This is a genomic window from Pseudomonas sp. NBRC 100443 (assembly GCF_030268185.1).
GTDB classification, from domain to species: domain Bacteria; phylum Pseudomonadota; class Gammaproteobacteria; order Pseudomonadales; family Pseudomonadaceae; genus Pseudomonas; species Pseudomonas citronellolis.
Window position 1 is genome coordinate 1 of sequence record NZ_BSQE01000001.1, and the last position, 23,055, is coordinate 23,055.

At 68.4% G+C, this 23,055-nt stretch carries 21 protein-coding genes; 10 read left to right on the forward strand and 11 right to left on the reverse strand.

Annotated features, from left to right (window positions below; all coding sequences use genetic code 11):
* From QSJ95_RS00005 to QSJ95_RS00030, 6 genes are all read right to left on the reverse strand, one after another.
* On the reverse strand, positions 1-466 hold a 466-nt coding region (locus QSJ95_RS00005), incomplete at its 3' end, for an IS110 family transposase (protein WP_285638907.1).
* A 325-nt stretch (positions 467-791) separates the two neighbouring features.
* Positions 792-1,352, reverse strand: coding sequence for a nucleotidyltransferase family protein (locus tag QSJ95_RS00010; protein ID WP_285638910.1), 561 nt, complete (start codon positions 1,350-1,352; stop codon positions 792-794).
* Positions 1,349-2,317 (reverse strand): XdhC family protein, encoded by a 969-nt coding sequence (locus QSJ95_RS00015; RefSeq protein WP_285638912.1) that lies wholly within the window; start codon positions 2,315-2,317, stop codon positions 1,349-1,351. The genes QSJ95_RS00010 and QSJ95_RS00015 overlap by 4 nt, the downstream gene beginning before the upstream one ends.
* A 1-nt stretch (position 2,318) precedes the next feature.
* Positions 2,319-3,554, reverse strand: coding sequence for a c-type cytochrome (locus QSJ95_RS00020; RefSeq protein WP_285638914.1), 1,236 nt, complete (start codon positions 3,552-3,554; stop codon positions 2,319-2,321).
* 2 nt (positions 3,555-3,556) lie between these two features.
* A complete protein-coding gene (locus QSJ95_RS00025) occupies positions 3,557-4,090 on the reverse strand; it encodes a (2Fe-2S)-binding protein (RefSeq protein ID WP_285638916.1) in 534 nt (177 codons plus the stop codon).
* The gene (locus QSJ95_RS00030; protein ID WP_285638917.1) at positions 4,083-6,914 is read right to left on the reverse strand and encodes a xanthine dehydrogenase family protein molybdopterin-binding subunit; all 2,832 of its coding nucleotides are present in this window, start codon (positions 6,912-6,914) and stop codon (positions 4,083-4,085) included. Before QSJ95_RS00030 ends, QSJ95_RS00025 begins: the two co-directional genes overlap by 8 nt.
* Positions 6,915-7,215: 301 nt before the next feature.
* On the opposite strand from QSJ95_RS00030, the gene QSJ95_RS00035 reads away from it, so the two are divergent.
* Positions 7,216-8,427, forward strand: a complete 1,212-nt coding sequence (locus QSJ95_RS00035) for an MFS transporter (protein WP_285638920.1) — start codon at positions 7,216-7,218, stop codon at positions 8,425-8,427.
* Between the two features lie 376 nt (positions 8,428-8,803).
* Here QSJ95_RS00035 and QSJ95_RS00040 read toward each other — a convergent pair whose 3' ends face one another.
* Genes QSJ95_RS00040 through QSJ95_RS00050 form a run of 3 tightly spaced genes read right to left on the reverse strand, consistent with a single transcriptional unit; the run spans position 8,804 to position 11,407 of the window.
* Positions 8,804-8,950 carry a DUF2474 domain-containing protein gene (locus QSJ95_RS00040; protein WP_009613174.1) on the reverse strand — a complete coding sequence of 49 codons (147 nt, stop codon included), beginning with the start codon at positions 8,948-8,950 and terminating at the stop codon, positions 8,804-8,806.
* Between the two features lie 10 nt (positions 8,951-8,960).
* Complete coding sequence (cydB, locus tag QSJ95_RS00045; RefSeq protein ID WP_285638923.1) at positions 8,961-9,968, reverse strand: cytochrome d ubiquinol oxidase subunit II; 1,008 nt, start codon at positions 9,966-9,968, stop codon at positions 8,961-8,963.
* A gap of 2 nt (positions 9,969-9,970) precedes the next feature.
* A complete protein-coding gene (locus QSJ95_RS00050) occupies positions 9,971-11,407 on the reverse strand; it encodes a cytochrome ubiquinol oxidase subunit I (RefSeq protein ID WP_285638925.1) in 1,437 nt (478 codons plus the stop codon).
* A gap of 426 nt (positions 11,408-11,833) precedes the next feature.
* Between QSJ95_RS00050 and QSJ95_RS00055 the strand changes: the two genes are divergently transcribed.
* From QSJ95_RS00055 to QSJ95_RS00095, 9 genes are all read left to right on the forward strand, one after another.
* The gene (locus QSJ95_RS00055; protein WP_285638927.1) at positions 11,834-12,613 is read left to right on the forward strand and encodes a MetQ/NlpA family ABC transporter substrate-binding protein; all 780 of its coding nucleotides are present in this window, start codon (positions 11,834-11,836) and stop codon (positions 12,611-12,613) included.
* Between the two features lie 90 nt (positions 12,614-12,703).
* A complete protein-coding gene (locus QSJ95_RS00060) occupies positions 12,704-13,600 on the forward strand; it encodes a sigma 54-interacting transcriptional regulator (RefSeq protein ID WP_009613178.1) in 897 nt (298 codons plus the stop codon).
* A 756-nt stretch (positions 13,601-14,356) separates the two neighbouring features.
* Positions 14,357-16,312 carry a choline BCCT transporter BetT gene (gene betT / locus QSJ95_RS00065; protein WP_058073012.1) on the forward strand — a complete coding sequence of 652 codons (1,956 nt, stop codon included), beginning with the start codon at positions 14,357-14,359 and terminating at the stop codon, positions 16,310-16,312.
* 128 nt (positions 16,313-16,440) lie between these two features.
* A complete protein-coding gene (locus tag QSJ95_RS00070; protein ID WP_043268844.1) occupies positions 16,441-16,947 on the forward strand; it encodes a sigma-70 family RNA polymerase sigma factor in 507 nt (168 codons plus the stop codon).
* Entirely contained in the window at positions 16,944-17,912 is a 969-nt protein-coding gene (locus QSJ95_RS00075; RefSeq protein WP_285638943.1) for a FecR domain-containing protein, read from the forward strand. Before QSJ95_RS00070 ends, QSJ95_RS00075 begins: the two co-directional genes overlap by 4 nt.
* A gap of 101 nt (positions 17,913-18,013) precedes the next feature.
* Positions 18,014-20,425, forward strand: a complete 2,412-nt coding sequence (locus QSJ95_RS00080; RefSeq protein ID WP_285638945.1) for a TonB-dependent receptor — start codon at positions 18,014-18,016, stop codon at positions 20,423-20,425.
* A gap of 7 nt (positions 20,426-20,432) precedes the next feature.
* Positions 20,433-21,581: a PepSY-associated TM helix domain-containing protein gene (locus QSJ95_RS00085; RefSeq protein WP_285638947.1), complete on the forward strand. Its 1,149-nt coding sequence runs from the start codon at positions 20,433-20,435 to the stop codon at positions 21,579-21,581.
* Entirely contained in the window at positions 21,578-21,760 is a 183-nt protein-coding gene (locus QSJ95_RS00090) for a hypothetical protein (RefSeq protein WP_043318704.1), read from the forward strand. Before QSJ95_RS00085 ends, QSJ95_RS00090 begins: the two co-directional genes overlap by 4 nt.
* Entirely contained in the window at positions 21,757-22,482 is a 726-nt protein-coding gene (locus QSJ95_RS00095; protein WP_285638952.1) for a DUF6796 family protein, read from the forward strand. Before QSJ95_RS00090 ends, QSJ95_RS00095 begins: the two co-directional genes overlap by 4 nt.
* On the opposite strand, the gene QSJ95_RS00100 is transcribed toward QSJ95_RS00095, so the two are convergent.
* Both QSJ95_RS00100 and QSJ95_RS00105 read right to left on the reverse strand, forming a co-directional pair.
* Complete coding sequence (locus tag QSJ95_RS00100) at positions 22,470-22,835, reverse strand: type II toxin-antitoxin system VapC family toxin (protein WP_058488309.1); 366 nt, start codon at positions 22,833-22,835, stop codon at positions 22,470-22,472. The two genes, QSJ95_RS00095 and QSJ95_RS00100, sit on opposite strands and share 13 nt — an antisense overlap.
* Complete coding sequence (locus QSJ95_RS00105; protein ID WP_009613188.1) at positions 22,829-23,044, reverse strand: ribbon-helix-helix domain-containing protein; 216 nt, start codon at positions 23,042-23,044, stop codon at positions 22,829-22,831. Before QSJ95_RS00105 ends, QSJ95_RS00100 begins: the two co-directional genes overlap by 7 nt.
* Between the last annotated feature and the right edge of the window lie 11 nt (positions 23,045-23,055).

Sequence of the window (23,055 nt, forward strand, 5' to 3'; positions counted from 1 at the left end):
GGCATTGGCGGACGAAGGAATCCCGGGCTTGATGCAAACGACGACGTTCATCATCGCGCTGGCTGACCAGTTGCTCTCGGCGTTGCACCAATTCCCGTAGCCGCTCGCGCTCTGGCGAAGGCACCGTACTGGGCGCTTCCTCCAGCGTCTGCGCCAGATGCGCCAGGACGGCTGCATCGATGGGATCGGTCTTGGCCAGCTTGCCCATGGCCGTGGCAAAAGCTCGCACCCGTGTGGGGTTCAGCCGTGAAACCCTGTGACCGGTACGAGACAGGCTGAACATCACTCCGCACTCATAACCGCCGGTCGCCTCCAGCACGATACGTTCGGGCTTTTCCTCGGCGAACAGCGCCAGCAACTGCTGGTGGCCTTGCTCGTCATTGGAAACGCTGAAGCTCTTGCCTTGTGGACGCAGCCATACGGCCAGCGAATCCTTGGCGACATCGATACCGACCCAACACGTCATGACCAAACCCTCGTAAACTGCACGGCGAGAGCACTCTGACTGCCCACGCTTGTGGTTCGAGGTTTAGCTCGTTCAACTGTTCGGGCTTGAGTCAGAGGACGGCGGGAGGCAGCTTGGGCTCCTACTCGTGCTCGCAACACCGCGGACCTGCAGCTTGCCTCCCGTCGCTCTCACCTTCGATCCTATCGAAAGTCGCTGACACAAGCGGACCTTGTTCGCGATAGCCGGAGGTATCGGCGCGGTTCGTGGATGAGAATCCTACGCTGCCCCAGCCGCGCCACGCCCCTGTAGGAGCGCGCCCTGCGCGCGAATCGCGGGCAGGGCCCTACAGGGCCGCGGGTGTGTCTACGTCGCGCAGGACGCCGGGGTCATTCACGTCGATGGGTTGCCAGGCTTCGCGGTGGGCTTGCAGCACCGCGCGGGCGCCTTCGTCGCCTTGCAGGGCGCGGAGTTCCGGCCAGAAGGCTCGGCCGAAGAGGACCGGGTGGCCACGTTGGCCTTGGTGCAGGGGGAAGACGATGCACTGTTCGCTGGCCTGCGAGGCCAGCAGGCGCAGGGTTTGCGGGGCTATCCAGGGCATGTCGGCGAGCAGGATCGCCACGCTGGCGGCCGGGTTGTCGGCCAGCGCGGCGACGCCGGCGGCGAGGCTGTGGCCCAGGCCGGATTCCGCCTCCGCGCAGCGCACGATGGAGATATCCACAGGCACGCCGAGCGCTAGCGGATCATCCTCCGGGCGCAGCACCACGCAGACCTCGTCGAACGCCTCGCAGGCATTGGCCAGGCTAGCCGCCAGCAAACCACGGCCATCGGCCAGGCGCGCCTGGCGCTTGTCGGCGCCGAAGCGCCGGGCGAAGCCGGCCGCCAGCAGCAGCGCGACGGTCGTCACAGGCTTTCGCGCTCGATGCCGCTGCGGGTACGGAGGATGTCGGCGAGCACCGCCAGGGCGATTTCCGCCGGGGTCTTGCTGCCCAGGTTGAGGCCGATGGGCGCGTGGATGCGCGCCAGCTCCGTCTCGCCCAGGCCGCCGACGCGCTCCAGGCGCTCCATGCGCCTGGCCGAGGTGGTGCGCGAACCCATCACGCCGATGTAGAAGGCTTCGGTGCGCACCGCTTCGAGCATCGCCAGGTCGTCGATCTTCGGATCGTGGGTCAACGCCACCACCGCGGTATCGGCGTGGCAGCCGCCGTTGGCGATGAAGATCGACGGCAGCTCGCGGCGGATCTCGATGCCGTCCAGCTCGACGCCATCCAGCGCTTCCTCGCGCGGATCGCAGAGGATCACTTCGAAGCCCAGGCCCTTGCCGAACTCGGCGCAGGCATGGGCCACGCTGGAATAGCCGGCCAGCAGCAGGCGCTGGGCCGCGCCGACGCGCAGCTGCACCGTGCCGGCGTCGCGTTCCACCCGGGGGCCGTGGCTATGGTCGTCGCTCAGGCTGTACGCGCCGCTGGCCAGGTCCACCCGGCGCAGCAGGCGGCGCTGGCCGAGCAGCGCCGCTTCCAGCTCGCGCAGGTGCGCCTGGACTTCGCAGTCCGGCGCCAGGTTTTCCACCAGCACGTCGAGGATGCCGCCGCAGGGCAGGCGGATGTTGCTGCGCTCGTCGCCTTCGCCGTAGCGCACCACCTTCACCGGCTCGGCGAACTCCCCGGCGGCCACGCGCTCGAGGAAGTCATCCTCGACGCAGCCGCCGGACAGCGAGCCCACCCACTGCCCGCCCTGGTTCACCGCCAGCAGCGAGCCCGGCGCGCGGGGCGCCGAGCCGTAGGTGAAGAGCACGGTGCAAAGCCAGACACGCTGCCCCTCGCGGGACCAGCGCAGCGCCTGGCGGATCACTTGCAGATCGAGATGTTGCACTTCACATCGCCTTGCCGGCATGGACCGGCACACCATCGGACTTCAGTTGCGCAACCGCCTTGGCGTCGAGGTCGCCGGGCAGGCCGCCCCAGCTTTGACGCAGGTAGTTGAGCAGATCGGTGAGTTGCGCGTCATCCAGTTTATCCGCGAAGCCGGGCATCGGCTGCATGCGCTCGAAACCGCCGAACTGCTGTTCGCCGATGCCGTCGACGATCACCCGCAGCAGGTTGCGCGAGTCGGCCAGGCGCAGGGTGGTGTTGCCCTGCATGGCCACGGCGATGTGCGGCTTGCCCTCGCCTTCGGTGCCGTGGCAGCCGGCGCAGACGTTGAGGTACTGCTGGCGGCCGCGCTTGGCGCTGGCGGACAGCTGTGGATAAGCCACCGCCTGCACCACCCTGGCCGCCGGCGGCTGGTCGCCCAGCAGGTAGCTGGCCATGGCCTGCAGGTCGGCGCTGTCCAGGTGCTGGGTGCTGTGGTGCAGCACCGGGAACATCTCGTTGAACATGCTGCCCTGGGCGCTCATGCCGTGCTCGAGGAAGGCCGACAGGTCGGCGTGGTTCCAGCCGCGCGCGGCCAGGTCCTCGGGCAGCAGGCTGGGCGCCAGGTAGCCGTTGAGCAGGGCGCCGGACAGGCGCTTGTCCTGCTGCAGCGCGCCGATGGCGTTGCGCGGGGTGTGGCATTCGCCGCAGTGGCCGAGCACTTCCACCAGGTACTGGCCGCGCTGCCAGGGTTCGCTCTTGCCCTCGGCGCTCTGCAGCTGGACGCTCTTGCCGTACAGCAGGTTCCAGCCCGAGAGCCCCGCGCGCACGTTGAACGGGAAGCTCAGCGCGGTCTCGGGCGCGGCGCGGTGCACCGGCTCGACGGTCATCAGGTAGGCGTGGATGGCGTCGGAATCCTCGCGCCTGATCAGGTGGTACGAGGTGTAGGGCATCGCCGGGTAGAGGTTGGCGCCGTCCTTGCGCTTGCCCTCGGTGAGGGCGGCGAAGAAGTCGTCGGCGCTGTAGTTGCCGATGCCGTAGTCCTTGTCCGGGGTGATGTTGCTGCCGTAGATGGTGCCGAACGGCGAGGCGATCGGCAGGCCGCCGGCGAAGGGCGCGCCGCCCGCCGCGGTGTGGCAGGCCGTGCAGTCGGCGGCGCGGGCCAGGTATTCGCCGCGCTTGACCAGGTCGGCGTCGGCGGCCTGGGCGCCGGCGACCAGGCCCGCGCTCAGCAGCAGGCCGGTTAGCAATCGCGCCATGCTCAGCCCTCCTTGACCAGGCCGAGGTCGGTGAGGACCTCGGCGGTGGCGTTGTAGTAGCGCACGTAACCGGTACAGCGGCAGATGTGGTGCCCGAGGCTGGCCTCGATCGCCGACTCCAGTTCGCTCTTCTTCAGCGGCTGGCGCTGGGCCTTTTCCACCAGCACGGTGGCGGCGTTGACGAAGCCCGGCGCGCAGTAGCTGCACTGGAAGGCGAAGCGCTCGACGAACTTCTGCTGGATCGGGTTCAGCTCGCTCACCTGGCCCTGCGCATCGCGCTTGGCGTGGCCTTCGATGGTGCGCACCTTCTTGCCGTCGAACCAGTTGGCGCCGGTGATGCAGGTGCGCACTTCCTCGCTGGTGCCGTCGGGGTTGTCGACGATCACCACGCAGGCGTGGCAGATGCCCTGGCCGCAGCCCAGGCGCGAGCCGGTGAGATTCTGGTATTCGTGCAGGTAGTCGATCATCGGCAGGTCTTCGGGGACCTCGACCGGGCCGACGCCCTGACCGTTGAGGGTCAGCTGGAGCTTAGCCATTGAGGGCCTCCTTGATGCGGGCGGGGGTGATGGGCAGGTCGCGGACGCGCTTGCCGATGGCGTGGGCGATGGCGTTGCCCACGGCGCCGGCGATGGGGATCATCACCACTTCGGCGATGCCCTTGGACGGGTCGCTGGGCGACAGCGGCGGAAGAATCTCCGAGGTCTGCTTCCACACCGCCACGTCCTTGGCGCGCGGCAGGCGGTAGCGGTTGAAGTTCCAGTCGCCCTCGGCCGGGCCGCCCTCGTGCAGCGGCATTTCTTCCAGCAGCGCGTGGCCCAGGCCCATGGCGGTGCCGCCCTCGATCTGGCCCTTGACCAGCTCCGGCACCAGCACCCGGCCGCACTCCACCCAGGAGTGGTGGTTGAGCACCTGTACCTCGTGGCTGCCCTTGTTGACCTTCAGCTCCACCAGGGTGGCCACCGGGCTGTAGTAGGTGACCGCGGCGTTGTTCAGCTGCACCGGCGGGTAGTTCACGTTCCTGCGGTCCAGCAGGTGGAAGCCGGCGCTGGTCATCTGCGCCTTCTTCGCGGCCGGCGCGCCGTCGCCGTACTTCACCGCCAGGCCGTCCAGCGGCAGGCGTTCGCTGACGCCGTCGATGCTGAATTCGCACTCGGCCCAGCTCCAGCGGTTGAAGGCGTGCACCGTGGCGCCGGTGACCAGGCCGCGCTCGTGGGCGCGTTTGGCCAGCACGGCGAAGGGCAGCGGCTGCATGCCGTTGGCGGTGAGTTCGCCGTTCACCCAGTGGGCGTCCTCGCGGCGCACCACGTAGGGGTTGGCCTGGCCGCCGTAGGGGCCCTGGCGCCAGATTTCCAGGGCCGCCGGCCACAGCCCGTGGTTGAACAGCACGCGCGCCGCCTCGCGGGTGGCGTGGCTGAAGTAGTAGGCCGAGTTGGTGGCCGAGGACGCCGAGGCGTACTTGCCCACCCAGCGTGGGTTGCGCAGCTTCTCGTCCTGGGTGGCCTGGCTCATGGTGTAGGGGTCTTCGCCGCTGAGCAGTTGCAGCTCCGGCCACTGCGTCTCGGCGGTCTTCACCTCGTCCGCCGGGCGGCCGAGGAAGTCGGCGGCGACCAGGGCCTGGGAGGTGGACATGCCGGTGCCTATCTCGATGCCGATGTGGCGCAGCTGGATGCGCCCCTCGGCGTCGAACTCCAGGCTGGCCATGGGCGCCTCGGAGCCGGTGCCGAAGTCCTTCTGGCAGATGGCGAAGCCGACGCCGTACCAGTTGTCCGGGTCCTGCGCGTCGAACTGCTGCTTGCGCTCGGCACGGTTCTTCCACACCTCGTGGGCGGCGGCCTTGTCGAGAATCTCGTGCAGGCGCAGGGCGCCGGCGGGCACCGCGCCCTGGGTGTTCTTCATGCCCGAGACCAGCGCGTTGCGCCGGCGCAGTTCGATGGGGTCGACGCCCAGGCGCTCGGCGATCTCGTCCACCATCATCTCGGTGGAAGCCATGCTCTGCAGGGTGCCGTAACCGCGCATGGAGCCGGCCTCGACGCCGCGCGAATGGTAGGCGGTGGCCTGCAGGTCGCTCTGCGGCATGTAGTAGATGGACTGCGCGGCGGTGGCGCCCACGGCGGCCACCGAGGCGCTGTAGTTGGCGCGGCCGCCGCCGTCCAGGCTCATCTCGGCGCGGAAGATGCGGAAGCCCAGGTCCTTCTTGTCCACCGCCAGTTGGTAATGGATGTCGAAGGCGTGGCGCTTGATGCCGCTCTGGAACTGCTCGTAGCGGTCGTTCGCCAGGCGCACCGGCACGCCTTCGCCGTACAGCGCGGCGAGGGCCGCGTAGTAGACGAAGATGTTGTGGTCCTTGGAGCCGTAGCCGACGGTGTAGCCGGGGTGGATGTTCAGCGTGGCCAGGCCGAAGCGCGACGGCGCGATCATGTGCACCGTCTCATAGGCGGCCTCGAACGGGCACTGGGTGGCGACCACGAAGTGCAGGGTCTTGCTGGCCGGGTCGTACCAGCCGTTGCCGTTGTCCGGTTCCAGCGCGGCGGGCTCGATGGACGGCGTCCTGTAGCGCTCGTCGAAGACCAGCCAGTCGGCCGGCGGGTTGTCCACCTGGTCCTTGATCTTCTGCGCGTAGAACAGGCCCTGCTCGGTGAGGTTGCCGTGCTGGCTGGGCTGCTGGTCCCACACCGGCTTGCGGTTGCGGATCATCGGAAACAGGATCGAGGCCTTGAGGCTGGAGAACTCGTCCTCGTCGGCCGAGGTCTTCCCGCCCACCCGCACGTAGCGGAAGCTGCCGTAGGGGTCGCCCTGGTACAGCGGCGCCTGGGCGCCGTAGCGGATGGCCTTGTCGTTGAACTTCAGCTTGAGCTTGGCCCGGCGGAAGCGCTCGAAGTCATGCCAGATGAGGATGGCCACCGGGTGGCCGATGAACATCGGCACCTTGCCGGTGGGCAGCAGCGGGTCCGGCCCGTGGGCCTCGGGGAAGGCGATGCCGTCTTTGGCCAGGTCGTCGGCGGTGACGATGCGGTCCGGCTGCAGGTCGTCGCCCAGCCAGGCGAGGTCGTAGCCGTCGTAGATACGGTCGGCCTTGAGCGTCTTCAGCAGCATGGCGTGGCCCTGCTGCTGCGGCCAGCCGGGCATGTCTTTCGCGCGGATGTCACGGGCGAACACCTTGTTGCCGCAGACCTTGGAAATGGCGTCGTTGCGCAAGCGCACCTTGCCGTCATGGCCGAGCCACTGCTCGGCCGGCACCGTCACGCTCTTCTCCATCAAGGCAGCGAAAGCCCGGCTGCCCAGCGGCGCCAGGGTGACGCTCACGCCGGCGATCAGACCGCCCTGGAGGAAGGCGCGCCGGGAGATATCACGGTTGGACATGGATCATCCTCTGGGCGGTGCACTACCCGCCCATGTCGTTATGGAGTTCTGGAACCGGCGGAACCGAGGCGTGGAACGGCGCGACGACGGCGTTGCGGGCCGCGTCGTCCTACGGAAAATCCTGACCGATACGTCAACTTTACCCAAATCGCACGCCTCAGGCAAAAGTTAAGCAGGGCGGTCAGCGAACCGAATGCGTCGTGGCCGCCCACTCGTCTGAAGGAAAATGCCTACCGAATTTGTTACGGCGTGCTACGCTCACCGGCCTTTGCTTAGCTCCCTAACCAGTCGTCCGCGCACCATGTCCGCCGAAGCCACCTCGCTGCTCCGCCACCGTCCCTTCCTCGCCTTCTGGCTCGCCCGCGTGTGCACCGCCAGTGGTTTCCAGATGCTCACCGTGGCCATCGGCTGGCACATGTACGAGCTGACCCACAACGTGCTCGACCTCGGTCTGGTGGGCCTGGTGGAGTTCCTGCCGCGGGTGCTGTTCATGCTGCACACCGGGCACGTCGCCGACCGCTACGACCGGCGCAAGGTCGCCGCCCTGTGCCAGGTGGCCCAGGGCCTGGTGGCGCTGGCCCTGGTGCTGGGCGCCAGCACCGGCAACGTGACCCGCGAGATGATCTTCGTGCTGGCCTTCCTGCTCGGCAGCGCGCGTTCCTTCGAGATGCCGACCACCCAGGCGCTGCTGCCGAACATCGTGCCCAGCGCCCTCTTCCCCCGCGCGGTGGCGGCCTCGGCCTCGGCCATGCAGGCGGCGACCATCGTCGCGCCGGCCCTGGGCGGCCTGCTCTACGCCTTCGGCGCCTTCTGGGTGTACGCGCCGACCACGCTGCTGTACTTCATGGCCTGCGCGCTGTCGCTGAGCCTGCAGGCGCGCCGGCAGAACGGCATCCAGGGCAAGGCCAGCCTGCAGTCGCTGATGGCCGGCATCCATTTCATCCGCAGCCGCCCGGACATCTTCGGCGCCATCTCCCTGGACCTGTTCGCCGTGCTGCTGGGCGGCGCCACCGCGCTGCTGCCGGTGTTCGCCAAGGACATCCTGCTCACCGGCCCCTGGGGCCTGGGCCTGCTGCGCTCGGCGCCGGCGCTGGGCGCGCTGCTGATGTCGTTCTGGCTGACGCGCTTCCCCATCGAGCGCAACGTCGGGCGCATCATGTTCCTGGCGGTGGGCATCTTCGGCGTGGCGACCATCGCCTTCGGCCTGTCCACGTCCTTCTGGCTGTCCCTGGGCGTGCTGGTGGTGCTGGGCGCGGCGGACATGATCAGCATGGTGATCCGCGGCGCCTTCGTGCAGCTGGAAACCCCGGACGAGATGCGCGGCCGCGTCAGCGCGGTGAACGGGCTGTTCATCGGCGCCAGCAACCAGCTCGGCGAGTTCGAGTCGGGGCTGACAGCGCACTGGTTCGGCACGGTGCCGGCGGTGGTTATTGGCGGTGTGGGGACGTTGGTTGTGACCGGGGCGTGGATGAAGCTGTTTCCGACGTTGGCGAAGAGGGACAAGCTGCACTGAGGCGCTCTTCGTAGGAGCGAGCTTGCTCGCGAACAGCGTTTCCCTGTCGCTACAGCGCCTGAGGTTGACTCCGCTCCCTCTCCCTAACCCTCTCCCTGAAGGGAGAGGGGACCGTTGGGCAGAGTCGGGCGTTCTGGAGTTAGCCGGCAGGTATGGTGTTTCCGGCGGAAACCATATCGTTCTCGGCACGGACTAGCCCCCTCTCCCTTCAGGGAGAGGGCTGGGGAGAGGGCGCTCTGAAACCCGAGCTCCAGAATCGCCGGGGAACTCTGTTCGCGAGCAAGCTCGCTCCTACGAAAAGCCCAAAAGCCCCCCAATAAAAAAGCCCCCGCCAAAGCGAGGGCTACAGGCACCCGAAGGCGCCCAAGTGGGAGTCTCAGTGCGGCGTTCCCAATCCCGCCGCATTCATCAGCAGGCGCATCAGCCAAGCCGCCACGCCCAGGGCGGCGACGCTGCCCGCCCAGATCAGCACCAGCCAGCCCAGGCGCTTGTACAGTGGCGCTTTCACGGTTTGCGGTTTCATCGCCGAGCCCTCAGTGGTAGCCATCGCCGTGCTTCACCTTGCCGCGGAACACGTAGTAGCTCCAGGCGGTGTAGCCAAGGATGAAGGGGATGATGAACAGCGCGCCCACCAGCATGAAGCCCTGGCTCTGCGGCGGCGCCGAGGCGGCCTGGATGCTCACCCCCGGCGGGATGATGTTCGGCCAAAGGCTGATGCCCAGGCCGCTGTAGCCGAGGAAGATCAGCACCAGGGTGAGCACGAAGGGCTGCGCGTTGTCGTTGCGCGCCACCGAGCGCAGCAGGGCGTAGAAGGTCAGCAGCACCAGCAGCGGCACCGGGGCGAACCAGAACAGGTTGGGCAGGCTGAACCAGCGCTGGGCGATCTCGGCGTGGGCCAGCGGCGTCCACAGGCTGACGATGCCGATCACCGCCAGCAGCACCAGCGCCAGCGGCCGCGCCAGGTCGTGCATGCGCTCCTGCAGCTTGCCTTCGGTCTTCATGATCAGCCAGGTGCAGCCCAGCAGGCTGTAGGCCACGATCAGGCCCAGGCCGCAGAACAGCGGGAAGGGCGCGAGCCAGGCCAGCGAGTCGCCGGCGTACTGCCCGCCGACCACCGGCAGGCCCTCGATGAAGGCGCCCAGCGCCACGCCCTGGAAGAAGGTCGCCGCCAGCGAGCCGCCGATGAACGCCTTGTCCCAGATGTGCCGCTTGTGCGCCTTGGCCTTGAAGCGGAACTCGAAGGCCACGCCGCGGAAGATCAGCCCCACCAGCATCAGCACCAGAGGCAGGTACAGCGCCGAGAGCACCACCGAGTAGGCCATCGGGAAGGCGCCGAACAGCCCCGCGCCACCGAGCACCAGCCAGGTCTCGTTGCCGTCCCACACCGGCGCCACCGTGTTCATCATCACGTCGCGGTCGCGCTCGTCCTTGAAGAACGGGTAGAGCATGCCGATGCCGAGGTCGAAGCCGTCCATCACCACGTACATCATCACGCCGAAGATGATGATCACCGCCCAGATCAGCGGAAGGTCGATACCCATGCTCAGTTCCTCCCCGCCGGATGGTCGTCATCCTCGTCGAAGCCCTCGGCGGTGGCCGACAGCGGCCGCGCCGCGGTGCGCTGGCGACCGGCGCCGCCCTCGTTGTGCTCGCGGCCCTCGTCGGTGACCGGGCCCTTGCGCACCAGGCGCATCATGTAGCCGATGCCCACGCCGAACAGCGAGAAGTACACCAGCACGAACATCACCAGGGTCAGGCTCATCTGCAGGGTGCTGTGGTTGGACACGCCGTCGGCGGTGCGCATCAGCCCGTAGACCACCCAGGGCTGGCGGCCGACCTCGGTGGTGAACCAGCCGGCGAGCAGCGCCAGCAGCCCCGAGGGGCCCATCCACAGCACCAGGCGCAGGAAGGCGCGGTTGCGGTACAGCCCCTCGCGCCAGCGCAGCCACAGGCTCCAGACGCCGACCAGGATCATCAGCATGCCCAGGCCGGCCATGATGCGGAACGACCAGAAGACGATGGTGGAGTTGGGCCGGTCCTCGCGCGGGAAGTCCTTCAGCGCCGGGATCGGCTCGGTCAGGCTGTGGCGCAGGATCAGGCTGCCGAGCACCGGGATCTCGACCTTGAAGCGGGTTTCCTCGCGCTGCATGTCCGGCCAGCCGAACAGGATCAGCGGCGTCGGGCCGCCCTCGGCGTTGTCCCAATGGCCTTCGATGGCGGCGATCTTCGCCGGCTGGTGCTCCAGGGTGTTCAGCCCGTGGGCGTCGCCGATCATGGCCTGGATGGGCGCGACCAGCAGCGCCATCCACATGGCCATGGAGAGCATCTTGCGGATCGCCGGGTTGTCGCGCCCGCGCAGCAGGTGCCAGGCCGACGAGGCGCCGACGAAGAAGGCGGTGGCGAGGAAGGCGGCGATGGACATGTGCAGCAGGCGATAGGGGAAGGACGGGTTGAAGATCACCGCCAGCCAGTCCACCGGGATCACCCGCCCGTCGACGATCTCGAAACCCTGCGGCGTCTGCATCCAGCTGTTGGAGGCGAGAATCCAGAAGGTCGACATCAGCGTGCCCAGGGCCACCATCACCGTGGCGAAGAAGTGCAGGCCCGGGCCGACGCGGTTCCAGCCGAACAGCATCACGCCGAGAAAGCCCGCCTCGAGGAAGAACGCGGTGAGCACCTCGTAGGTCAGCAAGGGCCCGGTGATGCTCCCGGCGTAGGCGGAGAAGTGGCTCCAGTTGGTGCCGAACTGGTAGGCCATCACCAGCCCGGAGACCACGCCCATGCCGAAGTTGACCGCGAATATCTTCGACCAGAAGTGATAGAGGTCGCGGTAGACCTCCTGGCCGCTCTTCAGCCACAGCCCTTCGAGCACGGCCAGGTAACTGGCCAGACCGATGGTGATGGCGGGGAAGATGATATGGAAGGAGACGGTAAAGGCGAACTGCATACGCGCCAGTTCCAACGCCTCTAGACCCAACATGACGTTTCCTCTTCAGGGTGACGCCCGTCGTCGCACGCAGCGGGCAACTCGCCGGCCCACGGGAGCCGACAGTTTCAGTGGTGATCCTGGAATCGGATTCTTGTTCGGGCCGGCGGACCTGTGGTCGCGGCGGTACGCCAAGCAAAGACTAGCAGGGCATGCATTGACGCAGCTCAAGAAAGCCCGTCGATGGTACCCCCGGCCCCGGAAAATGCCGCCGTGGCGGGTTGCCGCGCGGCAGCTTGCCTCAGTCTGAATATGAATTTTAGTCATATAAAAATGAATAAATAATATTTTAATGGAATAAAAAATCCCGGTAGCTTTCGCTCCAACGGCGCCCGCAGAGGCGCCGGAGCCAACCCCCGCCGCCCGCGTCGCCGCCACGAGCGCGACCTGCCCGGCACGCTGCCCTACAAGGACGCCGTCATGAAGAAACTGCTGCTCATCACTGCCCTCGCCGCCGCCTTCAGCGCCTCGGTCAACGCCAACGAGAAACTGGTGGTGGCCGCCACCCCGGTGCCCCACGCGGAAATCCTCGAGCTGATCAAGCCGACCCTGGCCAAGGAAGGGGTGGACCTGGAGGTCAAGGTCTTCACCGACTACGTGCAGCCCAACGTGCAGGTGGCCGAGAAGCGCCTGGACGCCAACTACTTCCAGACCAAGCCGTACCTGGACAACTTCAACAAGGGCAAGGGCACCGACCTGGTCACCGTGACCGGCGTGCACGTCGAGCCCTTCGGCGGCTACTCGAAGAAGTACAAGTCCCTGGCCGAGCTGCCCGACGGCGCCACCGTCGCCCTGCCCAACGAGGGCAGCAACAGCGGCCGCGCCCTGCTCCTGCTGCAGAAGGCCGGCGTCATCAAGCTGAAGGACCCGCACAACGCCCTGGCCACGCCGAAAGACATTGCCGAGAACCCCAGGCACCTGAAGTTCAAGGAGCTGGAATCGGCCCTGCTGCCGCGCGTGCTGGACCAGGTCGACCTGGACCTGATCAACACCAACTACGCCCTGGAAGCCAAGCTCAACCCGGTGAAGGACGCCCTGATCCTCGAAGACCGCAACTCGCCCTACGTGAACTACCTGGTGGCGCGCCCGGACAACAAGGACAGCGACGCCCTGAAGAAACTCTCCGCGGCCCTGACCAGCCCGGAAGTGAAGGCCTTCATCGAGAAGAAATACGACGGCGCGGTGATCCCTGCCTTCTGATCGATGCCCAGCCGGCGGCGCCGCGCAGCGCCGCCCATCCCCCACGCCGGTGAGCATCCGCACCGGCGTTTTCATTTCGAGATCGCGCAGATGAAAGTCCCCCAACCGCTGCTGACCTTCCCCGACGCCGACAAGAGCCCGCTGAGCATCCGCGCCAAGGCGCTGGTGTTCTTCGACCCGCGTTCGCACCAGGTGCGCGACGAGGTCGAGCGCCTGGCCCCGGGCCTTCAGCCGGTGCTGATCCGCGGCGAGACCGGCACCGGCAAGGAACTGCTGGCCCGGCACATCCACCGCGCCAGCGAGCGCCCCGGGCTGTTCGTCGCGGTCAGCTGCAGCGCGCTGAGCCGCAACTTCGCCGAGGCCGAGCTGTTCGGCTACGCCCCCGGTGCCCACAACGGCCCGGTGGGCAGCCGCGCCGGCTGGCTGGGCTCGGCCAACGGCGGCACCCTGTACCTGGACGAGATCGCCGACCTGCCGCTGGCCTTGCAGGAAAAACTCCTGCGCGTGCTGCAGGAGCGCGAGGTGCTGCGCGTCGGCGCCCGCGAGCCGATCCCGGTGGACGTGCGCCTGGTGGTAGCCACCAGCATCGACCTGGGCCAGGCGGTGGCGGCCGGCAAGTTCCTCGAACCGCTGCGGCAATACCTGGTGGACGGCGACCTGGAGCTGCCGCCGCTGCGCCAGCGCATCGGCGACATCCTGCCATTGGCCGAATACTTCCTCGGCATCCACGCCCAGCGCCTGGACCTGCCGGTGCCGCACATCGGCGAAGCGACCCAGGCGGCGCTGGAAGCCTACCCCTGGCCGGGCAACATCCGCGAGCTGGAGAACGTCATCCACTTCGCCCTGCTGGTCAGCCCGGGCGCGGAAATCCAGCCGCAGCACCTGAACCTGCCCGACGCCGCGCCGGCGGACCTGCGCCAGCTGCTGCGCCGGCCCGGCGTGCGCGAGCAGTTGCGCGCGTTATTGGAAGAAGACCCGCTCCCGTAACTCCGAGTTGCTCTTCTGCTCGCCTGCAATGTAGGAGCAACTGTCTTGCAAGCCGCGCCGAGGCGCTTTTCGTAGGATGGGTTGAGCTTGCGAAACCCATGCGGTTGCGCTGATGGGTATCGCTTCGCTCAACACCATCCTACGAAAAGCCATGCGCGCTCCTGCAAGGAGCTCAGCCCCCGCGAAAAAGCGTCTCATAAGCCCTGAACGTCCGTGAAAAGCGACGAATGGTCGCAGTGAAACGATTCGCCTACCCCGCCGCCGGCAGCAGGGAATCCTGATGGAAAGGTCAAAAACAGGAATTTCTCTGACATTTACATCGAAAAGCAGCCTCATCGACCACACCGATACCGATCATCAGGCGCATCAACTTCTTTTTGTCATGAAGATCAGGGAAAATGGCTACCAGGCAGTCGGGACCCAATTTCCCCGGCGCCTTTGGAGACTATCGTGACCAGCTTTGCCGCTCTTGCCAGCTTTTTCGCCGCCACCGCTTTCCTCAACGTACCTCAGCAGGTCGATCCGGAACGCCGTGAAGTCCGCCGCGTGAAGCGCCGCCGCAAGTAAAGCAGTACCCGCTCCGCTCGGCCCCCGCACGGGGCCGGCGGCGGGACCATCGGTCCCGAGGATTGGCCCTGGCACGGCCTTTCGTGTTTATATTGATTGGTTGATCAATTAAAAACACGAGGAACCCCGCCCGTTTTGTCCGCCGTTCCCTCCCCCTCCGTCACCGCGCCACCCACCCCCGCCATGCGCATGAACCCACCGGTCTTCTACGGTGCGGCAGCGCTGATCCTGCTGTTCGTCGCCCTGGTCATCGGCTTTCCCGCCGAGGCCGGCCAATGGCTGCTCGACGCCCAGGCCTGGGCCGCCGCCAACGTCGGCTGGTACTACCTGCTGGCGATGACGCTGTACCTGATCTTCGTGGTGGTCACCGCGCTTTCCGGCTACGGGAAGATCAAGCTCGGTGCCGACCACGACGAGCCGGAATTCAGCTACCTGTCCTGGGCCGGCATGCTGTTCGCCGCGGGCATCAGCATCACCCTGTTCTTCTTTTGCGTGTCCGAGCCGCTGACGCACTTCCTGCAGCCGCCCCAGGGCGCGGCCGGCGGCGCCGAGGCCGCGCGCCAGGCCATGCAGCTGCTGTTCCTGCACTGGGGCCTGCACGGCTGGGGCGTGTTCGCCCTGGTGGCCATGGCCCTGGCCTACTTCGCCTACCGCCACAACCTGCCGCTGGCGCTGCGCTCGGCGCTGTACCCGCTGATCGGCAAGCGCATCAACGGGCCCATCGGTTACACCGTGGACTGCTTCGGCATCGTCGCCACCGTGTTCGGCCTGGGTGCGGACATGGGCTTCGGCGTGCTGCAGCTCAACGCCGGGCTCGACTACCTGTTCGGCGTGGCCCACAGCCACCCGGTGCAGATGACGCTGATCGCCCTGATGATGGGCGCGGCCATCGCCGTGGCGGTGTCCGGCGTGGACAAGGGCATCCGCCTGCTGTCCGACATCAACATGCTGCTGGCCTGCGGCCTGCTGCTGTTCGTGCTGTTCGCCGGGCCCACCCAGCACCTGCTCAACACCCTGGTGCAGAACATCGGCGACTACCTGGGCGCGCTGCCGACCAAGAGCTTCGACCTCTACGCCTATGGCGAGGGCGGCGACTGGCTGGGCGGCTGGACGGTGTTCTACTGGGCCTGGTGGATCGCCTGGGCGCCCTTCGTTGGCCTGTTCATCGCGCGCATCTCCCGTGGGCGGACCATCCGCGAATTCGTCTTCGGCGTGCTGTTCATTCCCCTGGGCTTCACCCTGGCGTGGATGTCGATCTTCGGCAACAGCGCCCTGGACCAGGTGCTCAACCACGGCGCCGTCGAACTCGGCCGGGTGGCCGTGGCGGAGCCGCAGATGGCGCTCTACCAACTGCTGCAGGACTACCCCGGCAGCCGCGCGCTGATCGCCGTGACCGTGCTGGTCAGCTTCGTGTTCTTCGTCACCTCGGCCGACTCCGGCACCGTGGTGCTTTCCACCCTCTCCGCCCGCGGCGGCAGCGCCGACGACGACGGGCCGAAGTGGCTGCGGGTGTTCTGGGGCCTGGCCACCGCGCTGGTCACCGGCGGCCTGCTGTTCGCCGGCAGCATCGACGCGCTCAAATCAGCGGTGGTGCTCACCTCGCTGCCCTTCTCGCTGATCCTGCTGCTGATGATGTGGGGCCTGCACAAGGCCTTCTACCTCGAATCCCAGCGCCAGCGCGCGCGCAGCCACTCCCTGGCGCCGCCGCTGGCGGCCAAGGCCGGCGGCTGGAAGCGGCGTATCTCCCAGGCCGTGCACTTCCCCACCCGCGACGAGGTGTACCGCTTCCTGGCGGACGTGGTCAGCCCGGCGATGGCCGAGGTGGCGGAGGTGTTCCGCGACAAGGGCCTGCAGGTGGACGCCGACCTCGACCCGGGCAACCTGGAGCTGAGCCTGGAGATCGGCCACGGCGAGCAGCACCCGTTCTACTACCAGGTATCGATGCGCGGCTACTTCACGCCGTCCTTCGCCCGCGCCGGCATGGGCGGCCTGCACCTGAAGAACCGCCGCTACTTCCGCGCCGAGGTGCACCTGGCCGAGGGCAGCCAGGACTACGACCTGATGGGCTACGGCAAGGAGCAGATCATCAACGACATGCTCGACCAGTACGAGCGGCATCTGCAGTTCCTGCATCTGGTCCGCTGAGAAGCCGTCTACGATCCGCCATGCGTCGGCATGGCTGCGTAGACAGTTTCCAGACGCGACCAAGGGAGGCCTGGAAATAGGCAATTGATAGTGATTATCATTGGCCATTCTTTTCCCAGGCCATTCCCATGTCGGCGACCGTCCTCGACCCACAGCACGCCCTGCGCGACCTCTACAGCGAGCACCACGGCTGGCTGCACGGCTGGCTGCGGCGCCGCCTGGGCAATGCCTGCGATGCCGCCGACCTGGCCCAGGACACCTTCGTCCGCGTGCTGCGCGCGCGCAACGCCAGCGAAATCCGCGAGCCACGCGACTACCTGGCCACCGTCGCCCGCGGCCTGATGGTCGACCACTTCCGCCGCCGCGCGCTGGAACAGGCCTACCTGGAAGCCCTGGCCAGCCTGCCGGAAGACGAGCAGCCCTCGCCGGAGACCCAGGCCCTGCTGTTCGAGGCGCTGATGGAGATCGACCGCCTGCTCGACGGCCTGGGCGCCAAGGTCAAGCGCAGCTTCCTGCTGGCCCAGGTGGAAGGCCTGACCTACGCCGAGATCGCCGAGCGCCAGGGCATTTCCCTGCGCACGGTGAACAACCACATGGCCAAGGCCATGGAACACTGCTGCCTGATGCTGCCATGAGCACCGCCACTCCCAACGAGACCGAGCGCCAGGCCATCCGCGCCGCCGCCCAATGGTACGCGCGCCTCTATTCCGGCCAGGCCAGCGATGCCGACCGCAACGCCTGGCAGCACTGGTACGCCGCCAGCGCCGAGCACCAGCGCGCCTGGGCCCGGGTGGAACAGGTGCGCCAGCAATTCGCCCGGGTGCCGGGGCAACTGGCCGGGCCGACGCTGGGCGCCCGCGCGCTGTCGCGCCGGCAGATGCTCGGCGGCCTGGGCAGCCTCGCCCTGGGCTTGCCGCTGGCCTGGCTGGCCTGGCGCGAAACGCCCTGGCAAACCTGGCTGGCCGACTACCGCAGCGCGGTGGGCGAACGCCGCGAAGTCACCCTGGCCGACGGCTCCTCGCTGACGCTCAACACCGACAGCGCGGTGGACGTGCTCTTCGACCCCGAACAACGCCTGCTGCGTCTGCTGCGCGGGGAAATCTTCGTCAGCACCGCGCCGGACCCCAGCGGCAGCGCGCGGCCCTTCCGCGTGGAGACGCCGCAGGGGCGCATCCTCGCCCTGGGTACCCGCTTCAGCGTGCGCCTGCTCGACGGCCGCACCCGCGTCGCCGTGCTCGACAAGGCCGTGGAAGTCCGCCCCCAGGCCGCGCCGCAGCGCAGCCGCATCCTGCACGGCGGCGAGCAGCTCGACCTCGACGCGCTGGAACTCGGCCAACTGCGGCACAACGACGCCAACACCGCGGCCTGGCTGGCCGGCAGCCTGATCGCCGTGGACCGCCCGCTGGGCGAGCTGCTGGAGGAACTCTCGCGCTACCGCAGCGGCATGCTGCACTGCGACCCGCGGGTGGCCGGCCTGAAGGTCTCCGGCAACTTCCCCATCGGCGACACCGACCTGGCCCTGGCCGCCCTGGAATCCGGCTTCGACCTGCGCATCGTGCGCCATACGCGCTTCTGGGTCAGCGTGCAGCCACGCGCCTGAACGCCGGGGGCGAAAAAAATCCGCCCGTCCTTGCACTTTTTTCCGCCCTCGCCCGGCCCCCTCTTATTCCGGGCCATCTGGCCCAACTTGGGGGAGCTTGCATGAACCGCTACACCGCCCCGGCGCCGACCACCGGCAGCCGCTCGTTGCACAAACCGCTGGCCCTGGCCATCGCCCTGGCCCTGGGCGCCGGCGCGCTCGCCGCCACCACGGCCCAGGCCGCGGAAGCCGCGCGCTACGACATCGCCGCCGGCCCGCTGGCCGAGGTGCTCGGGCGCTTCGCCAGCGCCGCCGGGGTGGCCCTGTCGTTCGACGCCGCGCAACTGCGCGGCCGCCAGTCCACTGGCCTGCACGGCAGCTACGACGTCACCGGCGGCTTCAGCGCGCTGCTCGCCGGCAGCGGCCTGGAAGCCGAGCCCCAGGCCAACGGCAGCTACGTGCTGCGGCCACTGCCCACCGACGGCGCCGTGGCCCTGTCGGCCAGCACCATCACCGCCAGCCTCGGCGCCGAGACGCTGCCGCCCGCCTATGCCGGCGGCCAGGTGGCCAGCGGCGCGCGCCTGGGCATGCTGGGCAACGCCGACCTCATGGACACGCCCTTCAGCGTCACCAGCTACACCGCGCAGACCATCGAGGCCCAGCAGGCGCGCAGCGTCGCCGACCTGCTGGTGGCCAACGACCCGTCGGTGCGGGTGGTCGGCGGCCGCGGCGACCTGGTGGACACCTACGTCATCCGCGGCTTCAACGTGAACAACGCCGACGTCGCCCTCAACGGCCTGTACGGCGTGCTGCCCTACTGGCGGGTGCCGATCGAGTTCGCCGAACGCGTCGAAGTGCTCAAGGGCCCCACCGCCCTGCTCGGCGGCATGTCCCCCGGCGGCAGCGTCGGCGGCACCATCAACCTGGTGCCCAAGCGCGCCGAGGACCAGCCGCTGACCCGCGTCAGCCTGGACTGGACCGACCGCTCGCAGGTCGGCACGCACCTGGACATCGGCCGCCGCTTCGGCGAGGGCAACGCCTTCGGCGTGCGCTTCAACGGCGTGTACCGCAACGGCGACACCGCCATCGACCACCAGAGCCGCGAGTTCCCGCTGATGTCCCTGGCCCTGGACTTCCGCGGCGAGCGCCTGCGCCTGTCCAGCGACCTGCTGTACCAGAAGGAAAGCCTGGAGGGCGTGGTGCGCCCGGTGATCACCGGCACCGCCACCAGCATCCCCCACGCGCCGGACTCCAAGACGCGCTTCGGCCTGCGCGATTCCTACCTGGACCAGGAGGACTACTCCATGGTCAACCGCGGCGAGTACGACCTCAGCGACCACCTCACCGCCTTCGCCAGCATCGGCGGACGGCAGAGCAACTACGAGACCATCGCCGCCAACAGCATCCTCAACGGCAACCAGGGCGACATCATCAACGGCCTGGCGCGCCAGCGCGCCGACCGCCGCACCTACTCCGGCGAGGCCGGCCTGCGCGGCGACTTCGACACCGGCCCGGTGCGCCACGACTGGACGCTCAGCGCCAACCGCCTGCACGAGCGCGTGGGCATGGTCTACGTGTTCACCGGCATGCAGCCGGGCAGCCTCTACGAGACCTCGCCGCACACGCCGATCCCGGACTTCTCCAGCCTCGACGGCGGCATCCCCAAGACCAACGAAACCGACCTTTCCGGCGTGGCCCTGGCCGACAAGCTGTCGATCCTCGACGAGCGCGTGCAGTTCACCGCCGGCGTGCGCCGGCAGACGGTGCAGTCCAAGGACTACGACCCGTCCAGCGGGGCGCGCACCAACAAGTACGACGAGCACGCCTGGACGCCGATGTTCAGCCTGCTGGTCAAGCCGCTGGACGAGCTGTCGCTGTACGCCAACTACATCCAGGGCCTGAGCCAGGGCGACACCCCGCCCTCCACCGCGGCCAACGCCGGCCAGGCGCTGGCGCCGTACAAGGCCGAGCAGTACGAGGTCGGCGCCAAGTACGAACTGGGCAGCTTCACCACCACCCTGGCGCTGTTCGAGATCAAGAAGCCGAACGCCTTCCTCGACGCCGACAACGTGTTCCGCGCCGACGGCGAGCAGCGCAACCGCGGCATCGAGCTGAGCCTGTTCGGCGAACTGACCGACGACCTGCGCGTGCTGGCCGGCGCCACCTACATCAAGGCCGAGCAGAGCAAGACCGCCAACCCCGCCAGCGAAGGCCAGGACGCCCCCGGCGTGCCGCGGCGCCAGGCCAACCTGGGGCTGAGCTGGGACACCCCGTTCGTCCAGGGACTGACCCTCGACGGCCGCTGGATCTATACCGGCGCGGCCTACCTGGACACCACCAACGACCTCAAGGTCCCGCACTGGAACCGCGTCGACGTCGGCGCCAGCTATGCCTTCCAGGTCGCCGGCAAGCCGCTGGTGGCGCGAGCCAACCTTGAGAACCTGCTGGCCAAGGACTACTGGACCGCGTCCAACGGCTACATGACCGTCAGCTCGCCGCGCACCCTGTCGCTGTCGCTGACCGCGGACTTCTGAGGCGCCCATGACCGCGAAAGCCCTGCGCACCTGGTACCTGGTGCACAAGTGGACCAGCCTGGTGTCCACGCTGTTCCTCCTGCTGCTGTGCCTGACCGGCCTGCCGCTGATCTTCCACGAGGAGATCGAGCACTACCTGGAACCGCACCCGGAGCTCAAGCCGCTGACCGCCGAGTCGCCGCGCATCGACTACGACGACGTGGTGGCCCGCGCCCTGGCCGCGCGCCCGGGCGAGGTGGTGCGCTTCGTGGTGTTCGACCCCGACGAGCCGCTGGGCGCGGTGATCACCGCGCCCAGCCTGGTGCCGCCGCCGGAGATCGGCCACGTGCAGCCGTTCGACGCGCGCACCGGCGAGTTCTTCGACCCGGAGCCGCCGCCCGGCGGCTTCATGTACCTGATGCTCAAGCTGCACACCGACCTGTTCATGGGCCTGCCCGGCTATCTGTTCCTCGGCTTCATGGGGCTGCTGCTGTTGGCCTCGCTGGTGTCCGGGGTGGTGGTCTACACGCCCTTCATGCGCAAGCTCGACTTCGCCGCGGTGCGCACCCGGCGCAGCCGCCGGGTGAAGTGGCTGGACCTGCACAACATGCTGGGCATCGTCACCCTGGCCTGGGTGCTGGTGGTGGGCGCCACCGGGGTGATCAACACCCTGGCGCTGCCGATCCTCATGCTCTGGCGCAGCGACCAGCTGGCCGAGATGACCGCGCCCTACCGCGACGCGCCGCCCATGGCCGACAACGGCTCGCTGCACAGGGCTCTGCAGACCGCCCAGGCGGCGGCGCCGGACATGACCATGAGCTTCATCGGCTTCCCCGGCACCCAGTTCAGCAGCCAGCACCACTACGCGGTGTTCATGCACGGCGCCACGCCGCTGACCAAGCGCCTGCTCAAGCCGGCCCTGGTGGATGCGCAGACCGGCGAGCTGACCGACATCCGCGAGATGCCGCTGTACGTGAAGACGCTGTTCCTCTCGCAGCCGCTGCACTTCGGCGACTACGGCGGGCTGCCGCTAAAGATCGTCTGGACGCTGCTCGACCTGGTGGCCATCGTCGTCCTCGGCAGCGGCCTGTACCTGTGGTTCGCCCGGCGCAAGACCCTGGAGAAACGCCTGGCCGACCTGCAGGCCGGGCACCTGGCCGCGGAGGGCGAGGCATGAAGCGCAACCTGTGGAGGGTGTTCCGCTGGCCCCTGGCGCTGGCCGTGCTCAGCCTGGTGGGGCTGGTTTCCGCGCTGGTCGGCGACGGCCCCTGGGACGCGCTGTCCTGGTTCGCCCTGGGCGTTCCCCTGGCGGTGATCCTGGCGGCGCTGGCCCGCGCCCGCAGGCCGTCGCCATGAACCCGATCTACGGCGACCGCGCCCTGCGCCTGTGCGGCTACGCCGGGCTGCTGGCCGCGGTGTTCTGGATGATCGGCGACGCCGGGCTGCTCGGCGCCCGGGCCAACCTCGCCGACTACCCGCCGCTGCAGAACTACCTGGCGCGCATCAGCTTCGAAGGCCTGGACTACATGCTGCCCAACAGCGAGCCGCGCCTGGCCTTCGGCGCCCTGGTGGCGGTGCTGGCCATGCCGCTGTACCTGCTCGGCGCCTGGCACTGGTTCCTGGTCGCCCGCGGCCGGGGCTGGATGGCCTGGACGCTGTTCGCCCTGCTGGTCTGCGGCAACGCCTACTCGCCGCTGGGCCACGCCGCCTTCTACCACCTGGGGATGGTCTACAAGACCCTCCTGCTGGTGCCGGCGGACGCCCACCCGGCGCTGCTGGCGCTGGGCGAGCAGTTCCACCGCCTGCTGATGATCGCCTGGGTGGCGGCGGTGGGCGGCCTGGTGGCCGGGCTGGGCGTGCTCACCCTGGCCATCGCCTGCGGGCGCACGCGTCTGCCGCGCAGCAGCGCGCTGCTGCTCAACCCGCTGAGCCTGGGGGTGCTGGGCCACTTCGCCCCCGCCGTGCTGGCGGAGCCGCTGGGCACCTGGCTGCGCGGCGCCGGCATCAACATCGGCTGGTTCGTCGCCTACGCCTTCTCCAGCCTGTGGTTCGCCCGGCGCGGGGCTCAGAGCCGGTAGGGCAGGCGCACGCCGGCGTCGTCGACGGGGAAGTCCCTGGTGTTGCGAGTGACCAGCAGGCGCCCCTGCACTTCGGCGCTGGCCTTGATGATGGCGTCCGGCAGCTTCACCCGCAGCGCCTGGCGTACCGCCACGGCGCGCTCGGCGACGGGCGCGTCGAGCGGCACCAGGGCGAAGCTGTCGAGGAAGGCGCGGGTGGCCGCGGCGGTGGCGGGCGTGGCGCCGATCATCACCTCCATCCAGGTGACGATGCTGATGGCGGGGTCATCGTAGCGGCGCAACTCGTCGCGGGCCTGTTCGTGGCCGTTGAGGTAGTCGATGAGGACGTTGGTGTCGAACAGCGCCTTCACCATTCCTCGCGCACCTTCTCCTGGTAGGCCAGGCCGTCGCCGGCGCTGCCGTTCCACAGACCGAAGGCGGCCTCGGCATCCTGCCGGCGGTGCCGGACCAGGTACTCGGCGACCGCCTCGCGGATCAGCGCGGCGCGCGATTGCTGCTGTTGCTCGCCCAGGGCATTGAGCGCTTCAAGGTGTTCGGCAGGGATGTCGACCAGGGTACGCATGGCGCCCTCCA

Bases quoted from the DNA above. Each gene is read 5' to 3' on its own strand.
- QSJ95_RS00095 (WP_285638952.1), top strand. From the start codon at position 21,757: ATGAACCCGATCTACGGCGACCGCGCCCTGCGCCTGTGCGGCTACGCC.
- QSJ95_RS00060 (WP_009613178.1), top strand. From the start codon at position 12,704: ATGAAAGTCCCCCAACCGCTGCTGACCTTCCCCGACGCCGACAAGAGC.
- QSJ95_RS00050 (WP_285638925.1), bottom strand. From the start codon at position 11,407: ATGTTGGGTCTAGAGGCGTTGGAACTGGCGCGTATGCAGTTCGCCTTT.
- QSJ95_RS00055 (WP_285638927.1), top strand. From the start codon at position 11,834: ATGAAGAAACTGCTGCTCATCACTGCCCTCGCCGCCGCCTTCAGCGCC.
- QSJ95_RS00030 (WP_285638917.1), bottom strand. From the start codon at position 6,914: ATGTCCAACCGTGATATCTCCCGGCGCGCCTTCCTCCAGGGCGGTCTG.
- QSJ95_RS00075 (WP_285638943.1), top strand. From the start codon at position 16,944: ATGAGCACCGCCACTCCCAACGAGACCGAGCGCCAGGCCATCCGCGCC.
- QSJ95_RS00035 (WP_285638920.1), top strand. From the start codon at position 7,216: ATGTCCGCCGAAGCCACCTCGCTGCTCCGCCACCGTCCCTTCCTCGCC.
- QSJ95_RS00020 (WP_285638914.1), bottom strand. From the start codon at position 3,554: ATGGCGCGATTGCTAACCGGCCTGCTGCTGAGCGCGGGCCTGGTCGCC.
- QSJ95_RS00080 (WP_285638945.1), top strand. From the start codon at position 18,014: ATGAACCGCTACACCGCCCCGGCGCCGACCACCGGCAGCCGCTCGTTG.
- QSJ95_RS00085 (WP_285638947.1), top strand. From the start codon at position 20,433: ATGACCGCGAAAGCCCTGCGCACCTGGTACCTGGTGCACAAGTGGACC.
- QSJ95_RS00040 (WP_009613174.1), bottom strand. From the start codon at position 8,950: ATGAAACCGCAAACCGTGAAAGCGCCACTGTACAAGCGCCTGGGCTGG.
- QSJ95_RS00070 (WP_043268844.1), top strand. From the start codon at position 16,441: ATGTCGGCGACCGTCCTCGACCCACAGCACGCCCTGCGCGACCTCTAC.
- QSJ95_RS00100 (WP_058488309.1), bottom strand. From the start codon at position 22,835: ATGGTGAAGGCGCTGTTCGACACCAACGTCCTCATCGACTACCTCAAC.
- cydB (WP_285638923.1), bottom strand. From the start codon at position 9,968: ATGGGTATCGACCTTCCGCTGATCTGGGCGGTGATCATCATCTTCGGC.
- QSJ95_RS00090 (WP_043318704.1), top strand. From the start codon at position 21,578: ATGAAGCGCAACCTGTGGAGGGTGTTCCGCTGGCCCCTGGCGCTGGCC.
- QSJ95_RS00105 (WP_009613188.1), bottom strand. From the start codon at position 23,044: ATGCGTACCCTGGTCGACATCCCTGCCGAACACCTTGAAGCGCTCAAT.
- betT (WP_058073012.1), top strand. From the start codon at position 14,357: ATGAACCCACCGGTCTTCTACGGTGCGGCAGCGCTGATCCTGCTGTTC.
- QSJ95_RS00025 (WP_285638916.1), bottom strand. From the start codon at position 4,090: ATGGCTAAGCTCCAGCTGACCCTCAACGGTCAGGGCGTCGGCCCGGTC.